General features: G+C 73.4%; 15 protein-coding genes. 5 read left to right on the forward strand and 10 right to left on the reverse strand.

Translation table 11 applies throughout. The annotated features are described in order from the left end of the window. Nucleotides 1-53: 53 nt before the first annotated feature. The 7 genes from ACZ6BB_RS36230 to ACZ6BB_RS36260 all read right to left on the reverse strand — a co-directional run bounded on the left by ACZ6BB_RS36230 (nucleotide 54) and on the right by ACZ6BB_RS36260 (nucleotide 6745). Nucleotides 54-1532, reverse strand: coding sequence for an ATP/GTP-binding protein (locus ACZ6BB_RS36230; protein ID WP_471619376.1), 1479 nt, complete (start codon nucleotides 1530-1532; stop codon nucleotides 54-56). Next, entirely contained in the window at nucleotides 1529-3022 is a 1494-nt protein-coding gene (locus tag ACZ6BB_RS36235; protein WP_471619377.1) for an SCO6880 family protein, read from the reverse strand. Before ACZ6BB_RS36235 ends, ACZ6BB_RS36230 begins: the two co-directional genes overlap by 4 nt. Before the next feature lie 113 nt (nucleotides 3023-3135). Further along, nucleotides 3136-4326 (reverse strand): hypothetical protein, encoded by a 1191-nt coding sequence (locus ACZ6BB_RS36240; RefSeq protein ID WP_471619378.1) that lies wholly within the window; start codon nucleotides 4324-4326, stop codon nucleotides 3136-3138. Between the two features lies 1 nt (nucleotide 4327). Then, nucleotides 4328-5116, reverse strand: a complete 789-nt coding sequence (locus tag ACZ6BB_RS36245) for a DUF8175 domain-containg protein (protein ID WP_471619379.1) — start codon at nucleotides 5114-5116, stop codon at nucleotides 4328-4330. A 31-nt stretch (nucleotides 5117-5147) separates the two neighbouring features. Further along, nucleotides 5148-5444, reverse strand: a complete 297-nt coding sequence (locus ACZ6BB_RS36250) for a hypothetical protein (protein ID WP_005481354.1) — start codon at nucleotides 5442-5444, stop codon at nucleotides 5148-5150. 495 nt (nucleotides 5445-5939) lie between these two features. Then, on the reverse strand, nucleotides 5940-6200 hold the full coding sequence (locus tag ACZ6BB_RS36255; protein ID WP_318814202.1) for a hypothetical protein: 261 nt from the start codon (nucleotides 6198-6200) through the stop codon (nucleotides 5940-5942). Next, nucleotides 6197-6745: a DUF6668 family protein gene (locus ACZ6BB_RS36260; protein WP_471619380.1), complete on the reverse strand. Its 549-nt coding sequence runs from the start codon at nucleotides 6743-6745 to the stop codon at nucleotides 6197-6199. Before ACZ6BB_RS36260 ends, ACZ6BB_RS36255 begins: the two co-directional genes overlap by 4 nt. 276 nt (nucleotides 6746-7021) lie before the next feature. On the opposite strand from ACZ6BB_RS36260, the gene ACZ6BB_RS36265 reads away from it, so the two are divergent. The 4 genes from ACZ6BB_RS36265 to ACZ6BB_RS36280 all read left to right on the forward strand — a co-directional run bounded on the left by ACZ6BB_RS36265 (nucleotide 7022) and on the right by ACZ6BB_RS36280 (nucleotide 11993). Then, a complete protein-coding gene (locus ACZ6BB_RS36265) occupies nucleotides 7022-8056 on the forward strand; it encodes a peptidoglycan DD-metalloendopeptidase family protein (protein WP_471619381.1) in 1035 nt (344 codons plus the stop codon). 104 nt (nucleotides 8057-8160) lie between these two features. After that, the gene (locus ACZ6BB_RS36270) at nucleotides 8161-8940 is read left to right on the forward strand and encodes a hypothetical protein (protein WP_471619382.1); all 780 of its coding nucleotides are present in this window, start codon (nucleotides 8161-8163) and stop codon (nucleotides 8938-8940) included. A gap of 7 nt (nucleotides 8941-8947) precedes the next feature. Further along, nucleotides 8948-11230 carry a hypothetical protein gene (locus ACZ6BB_RS36275; protein WP_471619383.1) on the forward strand — a complete coding sequence of 761 codons (2283 nt, stop codon included), beginning with the start codon at nucleotides 8948-8950 and terminating at the stop codon, nucleotides 11228-11230. Then, on the forward strand, nucleotides 11220-11993 hold the full coding sequence (locus ACZ6BB_RS36280; protein WP_471619384.1) for a hypothetical protein: 774 nt from the start codon (nucleotides 11220-11222) through the stop codon (nucleotides 11991-11993). Before ACZ6BB_RS36275 ends, ACZ6BB_RS36280 begins: the two co-directional genes overlap by 11 nt. A 142-nt stretch (nucleotides 11994-12135) precedes the next feature. Here ACZ6BB_RS36280 and ACZ6BB_RS36285 read toward each other — a convergent pair whose 3' ends face one another. The 3 genes from ACZ6BB_RS36285 to ACZ6BB_RS36295 all read right to left on the reverse strand — a co-directional run bounded on the left by ACZ6BB_RS36285 (nucleotide 12136) and on the right by ACZ6BB_RS36295 (nucleotide 15175). Continuing rightward, nucleotides 12136-13089, reverse strand: coding sequence for a M28 family metallopeptidase (locus ACZ6BB_RS36285; protein ID WP_471619385.1), 954 nt, complete (start codon nucleotides 13087-13089; stop codon nucleotides 12136-12138). Nucleotides 13090-13207: 118 nt separating this feature from the next. Then, nucleotides 13208-14167, reverse strand: a complete 960-nt coding sequence (rarD, locus tag ACZ6BB_RS36290; protein ID WP_471619386.1) for an EamA family transporter RarD — start codon at nucleotides 14165-14167, stop codon at nucleotides 13208-13210. Between the two features lie 153 nt (nucleotides 14168-14320). After that, nucleotides 14321-15175 carry an SDR family oxidoreductase gene (locus tag ACZ6BB_RS36295; RefSeq protein WP_471619387.1) on the reverse strand — a complete coding sequence of 285 codons (855 nt, stop codon included), beginning with the start codon at nucleotides 15173-15175 and terminating at the stop codon, nucleotides 14321-14323. 144 nt (nucleotides 15176-15319) lie between these two features. Here ACZ6BB_RS36295 and ACZ6BB_RS36300 point away from each other — a divergent pair, with 144 nt between their 5' ends. Further along, a complete protein-coding gene (locus ACZ6BB_RS36300) occupies nucleotides 15320-15676 on the forward strand; it encodes a winged helix-turn-helix transcriptional regulator (RefSeq protein ID WP_471619394.1) in 357 nt (118 codons plus the stop codon). Nucleotides 15677-15832 lie beyond the last annotated feature (156 nt).

Consider the following 15832-nt stretch of genomic DNA (forward strand, 5'->3'; position numbering starts at 1 on the left):
TCCGGTGAAGCCCCCCGTACCCGCACTCGCCGACGCGACCCGAACCCCTGAGCTCATGGGCGCCCGGCCTTCGAAAGCGTCGGCGTCCACCGCGTGTTCGTGTTGTGCAGCTCCCTCTCCGTGTCCGTGATCGACACCTTGATCGGGATACCCGGCCGTCCGCCCACCTTGATCAGGAAGCGCCCACGCCCCGGTGGCTCCTCGTTGCCGCCGGTGCTGGCCCAGCCCGGCGGGGACGACCACGACGACACGAGGTCGATCTCCCGCTCCGACAGGCCGACGATCTCGCCGAGTTCCCTCATCTCCGTACGGGGAAGACCGGCGCACACCACCATCCCGGCCCGCTCCACGAAGCCTCGCGCCTTCGCCCGGTCGGCCGTGCTGCCCAGCGCCTCCGCGTCCTTGAGGGTGTGGGTGATCTTCGCGTCGCCGAGGCCGAGGGAGCGGTTGAGGCGGGTGAGGGCGTCGATGCGTTCCACGATGCCGGAGGCGGCCCGCAGAGGGCGCCACAGCTCGTCCAGCACCGTGAAGAACCAGCGCTGCGGAGCCAGTCCCGCGTCCGCGAGGGCATGGGCCGCGGCGACCGTGCCGAGACCGTCCGACCAGGCCGCCAGCATCGCCGCGGCCGTGAGCTGGGTGTCCGCCTCGCCGATGCGGGAGATGTCGACGCACACGGCCGGCGAGGCCGGGTCGATACGGGTGGAGGTCTCGGAGGCGAAGGTGTCGCCGAGGGGACCGTCCAGCACACCGAGCAGCGAGCGGTGGAGCGGATCCACCGCCTCCTGGTAGCGGGTCATGTCACCCCGGTCCAGGGTGACCGCGCGGACCCGGTCCGGGCCCTCGTCCAGAACCTTCAGCAGGTCGGGCAGCAGCGGGGCGCGCCCCGGCTTCGCCCGCTCCGTCAGATGGTGCAGACAGGCCGAGAGGACGGACTGCTCGTGGTCGTCCATCGGGCGGCCCCGGACGATGGTGATCAGCGCCGCGACCATGTTCAGGACACGCCCGTGCGCCTCCGCCGCCAGCACCCGGCCCCGTTCGCCGCCGATGCGCAGCGCCGCCTCGCCCATCGCGCCGGGGTCGAGGACGTTGATGCCGCCCACCCCTCGCCCGATGGAGATCACCTGGCCGCCGAGCGCCCGGACGGTGTCGGCGTAGTCCGGTTTCAGGTCGCCGAGGACCAGCGGCGTGATGCCGGTCGCCGCCATGCCGATCAGCATGCGGTTGACCAGGGTGGACTTGCCGAGGCCCGGCATGCCGAGCATGAAGAGGGACGGGTTGGAGATGTAACGGGCGCGGGTGAACCAGGAGATGGGGTCACCGCAGACCGTGGCGCCCGTGTGCAGGTGCTGGCCCAGCGGCACCCCGGTCATGGGGGCGCCGGAGCCCGCCGCGAACGGCCACAGACCGCACGCCTGGACCGTCGTCGCCCGCCACATCGCGGGCGGGTCGACATGGCCGACCTGGCCGCCGCCGGGGCCGAACCACCCGCGAGGGGGCGCGGTCTGGGGACGTACAGCAGCGCGCTTGCTCACAGCGCCTCCCGGAGCTGGTACGGAACGAGGGTGTGCTCCCACGGCAGCAGGCCGACGGGAAGCGTGCAGGTGAACGCCGAGGCCTGCATACGGTCGGCGGGGCGCATCAGGATGCGGGACGACGCCTGGAGGTTGCGTACGGTGATCGCCGCGTCCGGCAGCTGCTCCTCGCCGTCCACGGTGACCGTCACCATCAGCGAGAACTCCACGAGCCCGGCACCCGCCGCCTCCTCGGCCGCCGTCTGCTCGGCCGCCTGCATCTCGGAGCTGGCCCGTGCCTGGACCAGTCCCCGCTTCGAGCCCGCCATGAAATGCGCGGTACGCCGGTCGGCCTCCACGATGCGGGCCGAGGTCGCCGGGTCGATCGGCCGGTACACCAGCGAGACCCGCTTGCGGCGCGTGCCGGAGGCGGGCTCCAGCAGACCCCGCAGCACGCTCGACCGGACCGTGCCGCGCGGCGCCAGCGTCAGCATCCACGTCCGCGAGACACCCGAGTCGTGCTTGTACGCCTGCACCGTCTCCACGGCGGCCGCCGGACCCGCGTCCGCCCAGTCGAGGCCGGTCGTGGACTGTTCGGCCCGCGCGCTCAGCACGTCCGGGGCGACCGCGGGATCGTACGCCACGCGGACGATCTCCGAGAGCCGCTCGGCGGACAGCGGGTACGCGGAGCCGCCGCCGGCCGCGACCAGGCCGGACAGCAGACCCGGCAGCCGCATGGACAGGTCGGTGATGACGTCCTGGACGTCCCGCTTGGGGCCACCGGTGGGGCCGTAGGTGAGGGCTATGTACGTGTGCATCTCCGAGGAGGCGGAGGGGTAGCGCGACACGACCTCCTCCATCACCGCCCGGGCCGCCGCCGGGGCGTCCGGAGCGATGCGCGGCAGGACCTCGGCGGCCAGCCGGGTCCCGGTGTCGGGCGCCGTCTCCACGACGACCTGCGCGCCGCGCAGACCCGGTTCGTGCGAGAGCCGGGCGAGCCAGTCGCCCCAGGACGCCACCCAGATGTCGACCTGCTCGGGGTCGACCAGCGACCCGCCGTCAGGCTCGCAGGCCAGGACCACCGTGCAGAGGTTGCGGCCGGGGTGGTGGAGCACTCCGAAGGCACGGTTGTAGGCGTCCCGGCCCTCGTACATCCTGGTGCGGGCCAGCAGGCCCGGCGGGTGGTGGCGGCCACCGGGCCGCTTGGAGAGCGGGCCGGAGACGTAGGTGGTCGAGCCGTTCGCCTTGCGCCTGAGCCAACCGATACGCACCGCGACCACCTGGTAGATGTTGCGGCCGTCCACCGTGCGCAGCGCGAGCGGCGCGAGGAAGAGGCCGAGGGGGATGAGGACGAGGATCGCGGCCGACAGCGAGACCAGCGAGGCGAGCAGTGCGACCAGGAGGCCGCCGAAGGCGACGACGGTGCCGAGGAGGCCGAGTGGGCCGAGGCCGGGGCGGCGGGGCCTGCGCCAGTTTCCGTAGGTGGGACGCGTGAGGGCGTCGGTGGACATGGGTTTCCTTCTTCCGGCTGAGGTCGCTGGGGCGAGTGCCTTCGAGCTCGGGTGGGTCTGTGTCGGCCGTGGCCGCGCGGCCCCCGCGCCCCGTCGGGGGTGCGGGGCCCGGCCTACTGGTTGTGGCCCTTCATCCCGTCGTTGTCGTCCAGGGAGCCGGCGACCTCGGACGCCGCCTGCATCCCGGTCTGGACGACGACCGCGGCGGCCTGCACCGCGACGGCCGCGCCCGCCGTGGCCGCGCCCGCGGCCGCTGTACCGGCGGCCGCTCCGGCGCCTCCGGCGGCGCCACCGGCACCGCCCGCCGAGGAACCCGCGCCCGCCGAGGGCGAGCCCTGCGGGCCCGCGGAGCCACCGGCCCCGCCACCCCCGCCGCCTCCGCCGGCGACGGAGGCGCCCGCGATGCTGACCGCGCCCGACGCCATGTTGTTGGCGGCGCCCATGGCGACCGTGCCGCCGGAGGTGCCGCCCAGGGCGGCCGTGGCGGGAACGATCAGCTTGAGGAGGGCCGGCAGCGCGAACACCGCCATGATCAGCATGCCCATGCCCGCGATGATCGAGTTCAGGTCCTTGGTGCCCTTGGTCATCGCGGTGGCCGAGTAGATGATCAGGGCCGCCGCCGGCTTGTACAGCAGCCAGGCCGCGAGCCATCCGACGTGCTTCTTCCACCAGCCCTCGCCCCACCCGGTCATCGAGGAGACGGCGGCCAGCGGCAGCGTGCCGACCAGCATGATCAGGACGCCGATGCGGATGTACATCAGCACGATCTGCACGAAGCTCGACAGCATCACCAGCAGACCGAAGATCAGGACCAGACCCGGCTGATTGAGCGTCAGCACACCCAGCATCGTGGAGGCGTTGTCACCGAGGTCGGAGCGCGCGTACACGTCCTTGGCGTACGCGTCCGACGCCGCCATCAGGGCCGTGACCACGGGGACGGAGGCCGCACCGACGAGGATGACCTTCCACATCCCCATGAACGCCTGCTTCATGGACTGGCCCTTGCGGTCCACCGCCATGCGGATCGCGGCGATCAGCAGCGAGGCCACCGCCACATAGGCGACGATCCAGTTGACCTCGGCGGTGATCTGGCCGATGGGACTGCCCGCGGCCGCCTGGCCGTGGCCTCCGCCGTTGCCCGCCGGGTCCTTCACGTCGACGCTCAGCCAGACGCCGTTGAGTGCCTTGAGCACCTCCGCCGCGCCGTCGCCGATCGCCTTGGCGAAGACGACCACGGCACCCTCGGTGAACTGCTTGCCGCCCTCTTCGATCACGCAGTCGTAGAGCTTCCAGGAGCAAGCCATCTCACGCCTCCCAGGTGACGAAGCCGTCGGTGCCGCTGACCTGCGACACTCCGCTGTAGACCGTGCCGTCCGGGTCGGGGCTGAGCTTCCAGTCGCCGTCCTGCCAGCGCATGGTCACCGAGGCGGAGCCGAAACCGCCGTCGCCCATGCCGCGCACCAGGACCATCACGGTCGCCCGCGTCTCGTCGTACGACAGGACGGTGAAGCCGGCGTAGCCACCGGCGTCCGGCGAGCCCGTGGTGGACTTGTCGGCTTCCTGGGAGCGGCTCGCGATCAGCGCGTCGCGGCCCGCGCCCGGCACGACCTGCTTGTTCACGACCTTGCGCCAGCCGTCGTAGCTGAGGTGGTCGGTGATGGAGTGGGCCGCCATGACGGCGCCCAGCGGGGTGTGCGCGAAGCAGGACCAGACCGGCCCGTCGTACTTCAGTGGGCCCGCCGCCTCGGAGACCGGGACCAGGCCGGTGCCGTTGGCCTTCCAGTGGAAGTCGCCCGGCGCCTCGGTGGGCTTGGCCTGGTCGCGGTCGTCGGTGCGGCAGCCGGCGGGCCGGGTGTCCGAACCGCCCTCTTTCGAGCCGGACTTGCCGTCCGGGGACGAGGTCGAGGTCGGCGCCGGGTCCGGGTCGCCGGACGCGCCGGCCGGCCCCTCCCCGCCGTCGCCCGTCACCGCGAAGAGGACCGCGAGGACGAGCAGCACCACCAGGAACCCGGCCGACAGGATCCAGCCCCGCTGCTGCCAGAACGGCTGCTCCCACTCTCCGCTGCCCCCGTGGGCCCGGCCGGAGTTCAGCATCGTCGCTCCCCCTTTCGACGTGCTCGGACGGTCAGAAGACGAAGTTCACGAGCGGTCCGGCGGTGGCGACCAGGACACAGCCGCCGAGGACCATGCCCAGCCGGCCCATGTGCTCCGAGCCCTCGCCGCGGCGCATGGAGATCGCCATCATCGCGCCGGTGATCAGCACACCCGCGACGCCCGCGGCGGTGCCGGCCCAGGCCACGATGCCGAGCACGGTGTCGACCTTGCCGGTGAGTTCGGCGGGGGCGTCGCGGTTGGGGTTGGGGACCGTGCCGTCGGCCAGGTAGAGGGACTGATGCGCTTTGGCGGCTATCGCGTGCAGCATGTGGTTTCTCCCCGTGGTCTCGATCGGTCCGTCGTGGGCGGCGGTCCGACGTCGACTGATGTGAGCGGATGGGACATTGGGATGCTTTCGGGGCCGGCGCGACGTGCCCGGGTTCCCGGCCGCCCTGTGAGCTTGGCGACTCCTGTGGGGCGAAACCAAGCGATGTAGTGATCCAGCACTAGCCGGTGACGTGCTCGTGACAGACGGGAAGCTCTCGTCATGTCCGGGACAGTGACGTGCCGTCAGAAAGGGTCGGACCTGCGGAGAAGCGGAGTGGTTCGCACCGGTGTTCGTCCCCGAGGTGGTTCACATACGGCAACGGCCCGCCGGTCCACGAGGAACCGGCGGGCCGTCGCCCCTCTCCTGCTCACGGTCTGCCAGGCGTCCTGCTCGCGGGTCCGCCGGGTGTCCTGCTCACGGTCCACCGGGCGTGTTGTCCGAGCGGTCCACCGGGCGTGCTGTCCGCGTCCGCCGGGCGTGCCGTCCGCGCTTCGCCTACAACACGAACGCCACGATCGGACCCGCCGTCGCCCCGATGACACAGGCGCCCAGCACCATGGCGAACTGGCTGAGGTGCTCGTCGCCCTCCCCGGACCGCAGGGAGACGGCCATCCGCGACCCGACGAGCAGCAGCCCGCACACCCCGGCCGCGGTCACCAGCCAGGCGAGGATGCTCAGCACGTAGTTCAGCTGGTTGGTGACCGCCGCCGGAGGCCCGGCCAGTGTCGTGGCGACGTCGTACACGGTGCTGCTCATGGGGTCCTCCCGGTCAGTCGGGCCAGTGCCGCGCTCTCCCGCGGCGGCGGGCCGGTGAGATCACCGGTGCGCCAGGCGGGCACCCAGGGCACGCGGTAGACGTCGATGACGGAACCGATCACCTTCATCCGCTGCACGAGCTGCCGGGGCAATCGGCCGGGCGCGTCCGCGACCAGCACGATCGCGTCCAGGTCCAGTCCGGGCGGCGCGTCGCCCCGCCGGAAGATGTCCAGGGTGTGCGAGACCGCGTCGAGCCCGGCGGCGTGCGTACGCCCCACCAGCAGGACCGACGCCGGCTCGCCCTGTTCGGGGCGTGGCCAGTTGCGGCCCGTGTCATGGCCGCCGAAGACCGCCGCGAGGGTGGTTGACCCGGCACCCCCGTGCGTGGCGACCCACGAGAACCGCCGTGTGCTCGCGGCCGCGCGGGACGCCGGGTCCTGCGGCCGCGCCTCCGGTTCCCCGACCGGCCCGCGCACCCAGATCTCCGGCCCGGCCGCCGCCTGTCCCGTGCCCGGCTGCATCACCGCATCACCGCTCTCCACCACTCCCCGTTTCCACCGCTGATCCCAGCAGTCTTCCTGAGTCCCGGCGTGCCCGTCGCACCCCGGCGCGGTGCCTGCCGCCGGTTCCGAGTCCGGCGAGCCGCCCACCACCGATCTTCACGGCGTACGGACGGCTTGGGAATCGGGGCGTGAGTTCCTGCGACGAGCCTGTGACGCGGTGGTGACGCGCGCAACGAGGGGGAGCGGCGAGACTCGTCGACAGGACTCAAGTGGCAGGAACATGACTGGACTTCGCCACTGCGGCGCTGAGGGGAGCAGATGTCCAACGGGGGAGGGTCCGTCACGACCTGGGTCGTCGGCGGCTGCGTGGCGGCCGTGCTGATGCCGGTGGTGATGATGGTCGCGGTGAGCGGTGGCGGTGAGGCCGAGGCCGAGGAACAGGGCGTCGGCGGCGGCCTCAAGGCCGGTCAGGTTCCGGCGGAGTACGTGCCCTGGGTGCTCAAGGCGGGCGCCATGTGCGACGTCATCAAGCCGGCCGTGATCGCCGCGCAGATCGAGGCCGAGTCGGGGTGGAACCCGAACGCCAGGTCCCCGGTCGGCGCCGAGGGGCTGAGCCAGTTCATGCCCGGCACCTGGCCGAGCTGGGGCAAGGACGACGACGGCAACGGCCGAGTCTCCCCTTACGACCCCGGTGACGCGATCATGGCCCAGGGCCGCTACGACTGCGCCCTCGCCCGGCAGGTCCAGGGCTACAAGGACAGCGGCCAGGCGACCGGCGAGACCCTCGACCTGGCGCTCGCCGCGTACAACGCCGGGCCGGGCGCCGTGCAGCAGTACGGCGGCATCCCGCCCTACACCGAGACCCGGAACTATGTCGTCCGCATCAAGTCCCTGATCTCCAAGTACGAGTCGGTGGACGACCCGCCGGGCAAGCTCCCGGACGGCAGGCAGATGGCCATGCCGGTCGCCGGCAACCCGCCCGTGACCTCCCCGTACGGCTGGCGCATGCACCCCATCCTCGGGGTCCGCAAGCTGCACACCGGTACCGACTTCGGCGTGGCCGAGGGCAAGCCGGTCCTCGCCGCCCGCGACGGCGAGGTCACCTTCGCGGGCTGGACCAACGGTTACGGCAACCGCGTCGTCATCTCCCACGGCACCATCGACGGCGACCGCATCTCCACGACCTACAACCACATGCTCTCCGGCCTCGGCGTCAGCGCCGGCGACAAGGTGAAGGTCGGCCAACGGGTCGGCCTGGTCGGTTCGACGGGCTATTCCACGGGCGCCCACCTCCACTTCGAGGTGATGCGGAACGGCGCGTACGTGGATCCGGCGCCCTGGCTGGGGCTGTAGTGCGGGCGCGGGAGACACGAGGGACACGGGTCACGCGAGCACGGCGCTCGCGGTGGACGACGCGATCGGCGAGGAAGGACACTGAGGTGAGGAGGGGGACGAGGGTGAACGCGAAGCACGATGCGCGCGGCGGGCGCGCGGGGCGTGACGAGCGCACCGGGTGGCACGCGAGCGCGCCCGTGACCGGGGCACGCGGCGGCGCGCGCAGGGCGTGCGCGGTGGTGCTCGCGACGGTGACCGGTGTGGTGGTCCTCGCCGCCTGCGGCCTGGAGGACCACCGCGAGACGGCGGGCGGCCCCGCGGCCACGTCTGCACCGCCCTTCACTCCCAAGGCGCCCCTGCCCTCCGGCCGGCCGCTGGGCGCGGACGCGCACGTCCCGAGCCCCACCGGTGTCGACGGCACCGACGCGACCGCCGTCGCGGAGGCATGGGTGCAGGTCGCGTACGGCCACGACACGAAGTACGACACCGGCCCGCACGACGCCGTCCTGCGCTCCGCCCGCTGGTTCACCGCCGCCAAGGCGAAGGCCGAGCGCTCGTACCGGCCCGCGAGCGGTGCCGGTGAGCAGTGGAACTCCTGGGCCGCGCACGAGGCGTGGACGACCGTCGAGGTGGAAGCCGACGACGACGGCGACGCGCCCGCCGACTCGGCCCGGGACGCCTACCGTGCCCTCTTCGTCGACGGCACGGCGCACGGCCGTGACGGCTGGACGGGGACCGGGCCGCAGGCCACGGTGTACGTGAAGCTGGTCCGCCCGGGCAAGGGCGAGCCATGGCGGGTGGACGGGGTGCGTACGGTGGAGGCAGCGGTGTCGGCACCGGACCCGTCCGGCCCGGACTCCGCCGCCCCGTCCACGACTTCTCCTTCTGCCCGACCCGAGTGAGGGAACGATGACTCGACTCAGCCGCGAACAGAAGCGGGAACTCAAGCGCGCGGGACGCGCGTCGGCCGGGCTCACCCCGATCGACGTACGCGTCTCCGCCGAGACCGGTGCGACGGTCGGCGGCATGCCGGTTCCCCCGGCCGCCGGGGAGAGCCTGCAGAGCGCCGCCCTCGACTACCTCCACCGCCTGGCCCTCGCCACCGGCCACCCCGTGCTGGCCACCGTCCACGACGAACGCATCGGCTACGTAGTCCCCCTCCAGGTCCACGTCGACGGCTCCAGCCACTACGCGGGAGAACCCGTGCGGGTGGGCGAGCCGCGGGGGTTCGCGGGAGCGCCCGCGGGCGGGCCCGTGCCGGGTACGGCCGCGGCGCCGCACCTCGGCGGGGCGGCGCCCCGCTGGGCTGCCCCGGAGGCGTCCGAGCAGCCGGCACCCGAGGGGGGCCCTCGTCGCGACAGGTCGACGCATGTCCTGCGCGCGGTGCCCGAGTCGGCTGTCGCCGAGCCGGAACTGCCGCACGGTCGGGGCCAGTCGCCCCAGCCGACCGGCACGGCACCCCACGCGCGGTCCGGACCGGGGGATGTCCGTCCTGCGCACCACGTCCCGCCGGAGCCGCACCGCCAGCCGGAGCCGGCCGGACAGGTACAGGCCCAGGCCCAGGCCGAGAGCCGGCAACGGCACGAGGTACGGCCGGAGGCGCGAGCCGAGTGGCAGCAGCACCCGGACGTTCGGCCGGAGGCCCAGACCCCGCCGCAGGCCACGGCCCAGCCGCAGTGGCAGGCTCAGGCCGGTCCGGAGCCGTCGGGCCACCCCGGGCCGGAGCCGCGGCCGCCGGTCCCCGCGCAGCCGAAGCGGGAGCCCAGGACGCTCCCGCTGTCGGCTGCGAAGCCCGCCCCCGCGCCCCCGCACGCGCCGGAGCCGACCGCTGCCGAGGCGACGCCGGAGGGGCCCTCGGCGCAGCCCGTGGCTCCGCAGGAGAAGCGGGAGCCCCGGACGATGCCGCTCACGGCGGCGAAGGAGAAGCGGGAAGAGCCGGCGCAGCCCGCGCCGGGCAGGGTCGCGCCGTCGACGTTCGTGCTGCGCGCGGTGCCGGAACCGACGGAGGGCCCCCTGGCCCGCCCGCAGGCGCGGCCACCCCGCACGCCTGACCTCCCGCTGACCCCGCCGGGCAGCGCGTCGGACCCGGACAGCACCCCGCCGGCACCCGAGCCCACCCACGCCCCCGCCCCGGCCGCCGGTACCGTCTCGCCGCCGACGGGAGAGTTCGGCCCGCTCATGGACGCGGAGGTGTCGCCGGCCCCGGCGGGGACGGCCTCCCCGTCCTGGCACCCGGACCGGGCCGCCACCCCGCCGGCCCCTGCCTCCCTGGAGCCGCAGCCGTGGCCTCCGGGCCGATCCCCGGAGCCCCTGGGGGACATGGGGCAGACGCCGGACGCCCCGGAGCCGGGGCACGCCTCGCTCGCTCCGCAGCCCTGGCCCCCGGCCCCGGCCGACGACCCCGCCCCGGAGCAGACCTACGACGCGTCCGCGCCCGTCGACTCCGTGCCGGACGCGGGGCCCCCCTCGCTGGAGCCCCAGCCCTGGCCGCCGACACCGCCTCCGATGCCGCCCCGCGCGACGGCGACCGCGCCGGCCCCGGAGCCCGCGCCTCCCGCGCCGGTCCTGCCGGAGGAGCCCGCGACGGACACCTACTCCGCTCCCGAGTGGAAGGTGCTGGAGGAGGACAGCGAGCCCAAGCCCGCGCCGGTGCGGGAGTTCGACGCGGTGGCCGAGGCGGTGCTGGAGACACCCGAGGAGGACGGCGGTGCGGCGTCACCGTTCGCGGAGCCCATGTCCCGCATCAACGAGGCGGTGAAGCTGGGCCGTATCCAGGAGGCCACGGAGATGGCCGAGCAGACCGTCGCCCAGGCGACCGTCGCGCTGGGCCCGCTCCACCCCGAGGTGCTCAAGCTCCGCGAGCTGACCGCCTACATCGCCTACCTGGCCGGTGACGCCCTCCGCTCCTTCCACGTCTCGCTCGACCTGGCGGGTGTGCGCCACCGCCTGCGCGACGAGCGCGCCGCGTACGGCAACATCCAGAGCGCCGCGGCCGCCTGGCGCGCGGTCCGTGATCCGCTCCAGGGCCTGCACCTGGGCCGGGACCTGATCGCCGTCTGGACCGACCTCGCCGCCGACGAGGGGCCCGCCGCCGACGACCTGGAACAGCTGGAGAAGGCCCGCACCCGGATGACCCGCCTCACCGAACGGGCCCGCGCCCTCGACTCCGCCCCCTACGCCCATGGCCAGTGACCCTGGCGGACACCAGCGGGACGGAGGGCCGGCGGGGGACGCCGCCCGGTTCCGACGCGCCCGGACGGACGGGGTCCGGGCCGAGGCCCCCGCCCGCCGCACCGCCGGCGGCGGCGTCCCTCACCCGGCCGCTCCTCCGGTGCCCGCCCGCTCTCCGGACGCGCCGCGCGACCCGGCCGTCGCCCGGAGCGCCCGGGCGGCGCGCAGCCGCTCGCCGTACCCGTCGTCTCCCGCACCGTCCAGCTCCCGCCCCCGGGCCGAGGTCACCTTCAACGAGCTGACCGGCACCATGAGCTGGCGCACCCTCGACCGGGCGGCGCCCGCCTCCGGCGCCGACGGCACCTCACGCACCCCGTACCGCCGTACACCCGGGACCGTGCCCTGGAGCGCCCGCGCCGCGGCCCTGCGGTCCGCCGGTCTGGACCCGTCCCGCGCCCCCGCCGCGGGTGCCGCCCCGATCCCGACGCACCCCGCGGCCGTACGGTCCGCCCTGAGCGTCGACGTGGCCGCGCTCACCCCGGAGGGCCGGCGGAGCCATCTGGCCCGGCTCGGCGCCCTGCGCTCCGAGGCGGCCGCCGGTCTCGCCCACGGCACCGGAATGCCCACCGCGGTCGCGTCCCGCCTCAGGTCGACGAGCGCGACCCCGGCCCACACCCACGCCCTCACGGCACACCACACCTCGGCCGCGACCCGCCCGCCGGCCTCCGCGGCCACCACCCGCCCCCGGACCCCCGACGCCCCCACGCACCGGCCAGGCCGCTGACCCGCCCACGCCCGCCCACACCCGGGAAACGCCCCAGGCCCGCAACCGCCCACACCCGGGAAGCGCTCCCGCCCGGGACCGGCCACGGCGCTCCCCGCCGACCGGCCGACCCCAGGCATGCACCACATGGAGCTCAGGCGGCCTACTCCGACAGCTCCCACACCGCGTACGCCGCCGCGTCGCTGTTCCGGTCGAGCGCCGTGTCGTTGATGTTCGACGTGTTGTCGCAGGACGAGTGGTAGCAGCGGTCGAAGGCCTGGCCGGACGTACCGCCCCACTTGGTGGCCTGCGCGGCGGTCTTCGCGCGGCTGGCTCCGGTGAAGAGGCCGCCCACGGGGACACCCGCGCTCTTGAAGGGCGCGTGGTCGGAGCGGCCGTCGCCCTCGGTCTCGATCTCGGTCGGGACGCCGATCCCGGTGAAGTAGTCCTTGAAGGTCTGCTCGATGACACGGTCGTCGTCGTAGACGAAGTACCCGGGGTTCGGCGAGCCGATCATGTCGAAGTTGAGGTAGCCGCTGATGCGGGCCCGGTTCGCCGAGGACAGGTTGTTGACGTAGTAGCGGGAGCCGACGAGCCCCAGCTCCTCCGCGCCCCACCAGGCGAACCGCAGGTGCTTCGTGGGCTGGTAGTTCGCGCGGGCCACGGCCAGCGCGGTCTCCAGCACGGCGGCGGAGCCCGAGCCGTTGTCGTTGATACCGGCGCCCGACGTGACGCTGTCCAGGTGTGAACCGGCCATGACAACCTGATTCGTGTCGCCGCCGGGCCAGTCCGCTATCAGGTTGTAGCCGGTGCGGCCGCCGGACGTGAAGGACTGCGTGGTGGTGACGAAGCCCGCCGCGTCGAGCTTGCCCTTCACGTAGTTCAGCGACGCGGTGTAGCCGGCGCGGCCGTGGGCTCTGTTGCCGCCGTTGGCCGCGGCGATGGACTGGAACTGGGTGAGGTGGGCCTTGACGTTGGCCAGGGGGAGGTCGGGGGCGGCGGCGAGCGTGTCGCGGGCGGGCGCCGCCCCGGCCATGGACCCGGTGGTGAACAACGTGGCCACCGCGACGGCGGCGGCGAGGGTGGCGCGTCGTGCGGCTGGAACGGAGAGCTTCATAGTGGGGGCTCCGAATTCCATGGGATCGCCCTGGACCACACTGTTGATGTGTCCATGGCAATTCCGGTGAATGAGGTGCCTGGATGGTGCGGGCGGGACTGACTCTCCGTCAAGGGTGCTATTTGGCCAGTGGGGTTCGCGCCTCGGCCACCTCGGCGACGGTGGTCAACTCCTCCAGCCGTCGCCGCGCCGCCCGCGCCGTCCGCAGCGCGTCCCAGGTCAGCAGCGACAGCGCCAGCCACACCAGCGCGAACCCGGCCCACCGCTCGGGCGGCATCGCCTCGCGGAAGTAGACAACTCCCAGCAGGAACTGGAACACCGGCGCCAGATACTGCAGCAGCCCCAGCGTGGACAGCGGCACCCGGATCGCGGCCGCCCCGAAGCAGACGAGCGGCAGCGCGGTCACCAGTCCGGTCGCGGCGAGGAGCAGTGCGTGCCCCGTTCCGTGCGCGCCGAAGGTGGCGTCCTGGCGCGACCCCAGCCACAGCAGATAGGCCAGCGCGGGCAGGAACTGGATCGCGGTCTCCGCGGCGAGCGACTCGACGCCGCCCAGGTTGACCTTCTTCTTCACCAGCCCGTACGTGGCGAACGAGAAGGCGAGGCAGAGGGAGATCCACGGCGGGCGTCCGTACCCGACGGTGAGCACGAGGACGGCCGCGAAGCCGACGCCGACCGCCGTCCACTGCACGGGCCGCAGCCGTTCCTTCAGCAGCAGGACGCCGATGGCGATCGTGACGAGCGGGTTGATGAAGTACCCGAGGGAGGCCTCGACCACCTGGTGGGCGTTCACCGCCCAGATGTACACGCCCCAGTTGACGGTGATCACCGCCGCCGCGACCGCGACCAGGGCCAGCTTGCGCGGCTGCCGCAGCAGCTCACCGGCCCAGGACCAGCGCCGCAGCACCAGCAGGGCGACACCGACGACCGCGAGGGACCAGACCATGCGGTGGGCGAGTATCTCCACCGCGCCGGAGGGCTTCAGCAGCGGCCAGAAGAGCGGGACGATCCCCCACATCCCGTACGCGGCGAAGCCGTTCAGCAGCCCTGTCCGGTGTTCGCCCCTCGACTGCGCCGCCACGGCCCCTCCTTCTCACCGGCCGCACCACCGCGACCCCAGCCCTCAAGAAGGTAACGCCGAGCACCCCCGGCTGTCATGCCCGTATCGGCATACGGTCATGACAGCCGGGGGTGGCCCCGAGGGGAGTCGGAGGGGCTGCGGCCGCCTCGGCGGTCAGCCCTTCAGGGCCGTCGCGATCGAGTCCGCGATCGGAGTGGTGGGGCGGCCGATGAGTCGGGAGAGGTCGCCGGAGGAGATGGCCAGCTCACCCTTCTCGATGGACGCGTCCACGCCCGCGAGGATGGCGGCGAAGCCCTCGGGGAGGCCGGCTCCGGTGAGGATGCCCACCAGCGCGTCGGCGGGGACGGGGTTGTTCGCTATCTCCTTGCCCGTCTGCGCGCTCAGCTCGGCCGCGTACTCGGCGAAGCTCCAGGCGATGTCGCCGCCCAGCTCGTACGTCTGGTTCTCGTGGCCCTCACCGGTCAGTACGGCGACCGCGGCGGCGGCGTAGTCCGCGCGGGCCGCGGAGGAGACCCGGCCCTCACCGGCGGCGTGCGTGACGGCGTTGTACTGCAGCACCGGCGCGAGCTGCTCGGTGTAGTTCTCGTTGTACCAGCCGTTGCGCAGCAGGGCGTACGGCAGTCCGGAGGCGAGCAGCGCCTCCTCGGTGGCCCGGTGGTCGTTCCCGAGGGCGGCCGTCAGGCTGCCGGGCGCGCTGGTGTAGGCGAGGAGCGCGACCCCGGCCGCCTTGGCGGCGTCGATCACGACCTGGTGCTGGGCGGTACGGTCCTTGTCGACCTCACTGCTGGAGATCAGCAGCACCTTGTCACCGGCGGCGAAGACGCCGTCGAAGGTCTCGGGGGCGCTGTAGTCGGCGACGGCGATCTTCACGCCGCGCGCCGCGAACCCGGCGGCCTTCTCCTCGCTGCGGACGACGGCCGTGATCTGCTCGGCCGGAACCTTCTCCAGCAGCCCCTCGACGACGAACTTGCCGAGGTGTCCGGTCGCTCCGGTGACGACGATGCTCATGGTGAAACTCCTCCAGGGGGCGGGTACGCCACTAACCCTAGGGAGTGCGCTAACTCTGCGAAAGTACCCACTTTGAAGTAAGGTACTGGCATGGTCGTAAGTAAGGTGTCGACGCAGTCCGTGACCACGAACGACGTGAACGACATGAACGGCGGCGAGGGGATGTGCCCCCACCGCCTCGTTCTCGAACACGTCACCAGCCGCTGGGGCGTCCTCGTCCTGATCGCACTCCTGGAGCGGTCCCACCGCTTCGGCGAGCTGCGCCGGGCCATCGGCCGGGTCAGCGAGAAGATGCTGACCCAGACCCTCCAGACCCTGGAGCGCGACGGCCTCGTTCATCGCGACGCCAAGCCCGTCATCCCGCCCCGCGTCGACTACTCCCTCACCGACCTCGGCCGCGAGGCGGCCGAACAGGTCCGCGCCCTCGCGAGCTGGACCCAGGACCGCATGGACGAGGTGCAGGCGGCCCGTCAGACGTACGACGAGGCCCGCCAGGCGTAGGACGGAGCCCGGGCCTGCACCCGACCCGGGCCCGCGCGCTCAGCCGCCCGCCCTCAGCCGACGACCGTCCAGGTGTCCTTGCCGGCGAGCAGGGCGGACAGGTCGCCCTTGCCGAACTGGTCGATGGCGGTGTCGAGTTGGTCGGCCATCTGGGTG

This window comes from Streptomyces sp. NPDC041108 (assembly GCF_055592645.1).